Annotated in this window: 2 protein-coding genes, 1 pseudogene and 1 riboswitch; of the genes and pseudogenes, 2 read left to right on the plus strand and 1 reads right to left on the minus strand. The window is 64.5% G+C overall.

Going from position 1 to position 2,131, the window contains the following annotated elements; genetic code table 11:
- Window positions 1-203 (minus strand): annotated as a pseudogene (locus tag QZ609_RS26620) (alkaline phosphatase); the annotation flags it as partial.
- 219 nt (window positions 204-422) lie between these two features.
- Here QZ609_RS26620 and QZ609_RS26625 point away from each other — a divergent pair.
- Both QZ609_RS26625 and QZ609_RS26630 read left to right on the plus strand, forming a co-directional pair.
- Window positions 423-1,172: an AAA family ATPase gene (locus QZ609_RS26625; protein WP_295501563.1), complete on the plus strand. Its 750-nt coding sequence runs from the start codon at window positions 423-425 to the stop codon at window positions 1,170-1,172.
- Between the two features lie 42 nt (window positions 1,173-1,214).
- A riboswitch (S-adenosyl-L-homocysteine riboswitch) is annotated at window positions 1,215-1,299 on the plus strand.
- A 108-nt stretch (window positions 1,300-1,407) separates the two neighbouring features.
- On the plus strand, window positions 1,408-2,131 hold a 724-nt coding region (locus QZ609_RS26630), incomplete at its 3' end, for an adenosylhomocysteinase (protein ID WP_295501568.1).

Below are 2,131 nucleotides of genomic sequence, written 5' to 3' on the forward strand. Positions count from 1 at the left end.
GCGGTCATGGTGGTCAGGCCCATGCCGTCGCCGAGGAAGAACACGACGTTCTTGGTCGGGCCGTTCGGGCTGGTGGGCGCGCCGGCGTCCGGCATGGCGCTGCCGGTGGTGGACGTGCCGTCGCTGCCGCACGCCGCAAGCGTCGACAGCGCGAGCGCAGCCGCAACGGCGGCGGCATACATCGAAAGTTTGTGGTTGTGCATCGTGGCTCCCTGAACGATGCCCGGCACTTTGATGGGCGCGTGTTGCACAACCGTGATGCGGATGGGCCGCTTTCTAACCGGATCGAAAGTTTTGCGCAGCGCCCACGCATTGACAGCGCGGCCAGGCAGCCGTTAGGGGCTGCCGATGGCCCGAGCCGATGGGCCGCGCGCTCGCGGTACGATGCGAGCACATCCGACTGCCCTCACGGTGCACGCGCCATGCTCTCCCGCCAGTTCGTCAGCCACGTCACGCTGCGGCGCGATACGGTCGCTTCGTTCGACGCGTATCCGTTCTGCCTGCCCGCCGTGCGCGCGCTCGACACGCTCGAGCTGCACCCGAAGATCACCTTCCTGGTCGGCGAGAATGGCTCGGGCAAGTCCACGCTGATGGAGGCGATTGCCGTCGCGCTCGGCTTCAACGCGGAGGGCGGCTCGCGCAACTTCAACTTCAGCACGCACGCATCGCACTCCGAGCTGCATGCGCACTTGCGCATCGCCCGGGGTTTCCGCAAGCCACGTACCGGATTCTTCCTGCGCGCAGAGAGTTTCTACAACGTGGCCACCGCCATCCAGCGCATGGATGAGGAGCCGGATCCGGCACCGCCCATCATCGCCTCGTACGGAGGTAAGTCGCTGCACGCGCAGTCGCACGGCGAATCGTTCATGGCCTTGCTGATTCACCGCTTCGGCGGCAATGGCCTCTACCTGCTCGACGAACCCGAAGCTGCGCTCTCGCCACAACGGCAGTTGGCCGTGCTGTCGCGTCTGCACGACTTGGTCAAGGAAGAGAGCCAGTTCGTCATCGCGACGCACTCGCCCATCCTGATGGCCTATCCGGACGCGTGGATCTATCAATGTGACGGCGAAGGCATCCGTCGCATCGCCTATGCGGAGACCGAGCACTTCCAAGTGACGCGCGACTTCCTTGCCAATCCGCAACGCATGCTGGACATCCTGCTGGGCGAATAACCGGCGGTAGTGGCGTTCATTCGAATCCGCTACAATCCAGCCCATTCCGAGGAGCGTTGCAACGGACCGGCCTGTTTTTCCACCTGCCGGCCGCCAGGCTCGGAAGTTCAAACGGCGCTCGCAGTATCGTGGCTGACACGATGGCGAGAACGCATCCATCCGGCACTGGGGCTATCCCCCTGTCTTGCCGGCACTCTCCCCAGCGTGCGGTCACCCTTCTTACCGGAGTGATCCAATGAACGCTGTGACCGACCTGAAACACGATTACCTCGTCGCCGACATCAAGCTGGCCGACTGGGGCCGCAAGGAAATCGCCATCGCCGAGACCGAAATGCCGGGCCTGATGGCGATCCGCGAAGAGTTTGCAGTGACGCAGCCGCTGCGCGGCGCGCGCATCGCCGGCTCGCTGCACATGACCATCCAGACCGCCGTGCTGATCGAGACGCTCAAGGCACTCGGCGCCGACGTGCGCTGGGCCTCGTGCAACATCTTCTCGACGCAGGACCACGCCGCTGCCGCGATTGCGGTGTCGGGCACGCCGGTGTTCGCGTACAAGGGCGAGTCGCTCAAGGAATACTGGGACTTCACGCACCGCATCTTCGAATGGGCCGACGGCGGCACGCCCAACATGATCCTGGATGACGGCGGCGACGCCACGATCCTGCTGCACCTGGGCGCCAAGGCTGAGAAGGATGTCTCCGTCATCGCCAAGCCGACCAGCGAAGAAGAGACTTTCCTGTTCGCGGCCATCAAGGAGAAGCTCGCGAAGGACGCGACCTTCTACAGCCGCAACCTCGACGCCATCAAGGGCGTGACCGAAGAGACCACCACGGGCGTGCACCGCCTGTACCAGATGGCCCAGCGTGGCGAGCTGCGCTTCCCGGCCATCAACGTGAACGACTCCGTCACCAAGAGCAAGTTCGACAACCTGTACGGCTGCCGTGAATCGCTGGTCGACG

The sequence above is a fragment of the uncultured Ralstonia sp. genome (assembly GCA_913056305.1).
GTDB lineage: Bacteria > Pseudomonadota > Gammaproteobacteria > Burkholderiales > Burkholderiaceae > Ralstonia.

Coding starts and splice junctions, on each gene's coding strand:
- QZ609_RS26625 (WP_295501563.1), top strand. CDS start 423: ATGCTCTCCCGCCAGTTCGTCAGCCACGTCACGCTGCGGCGCGATACG.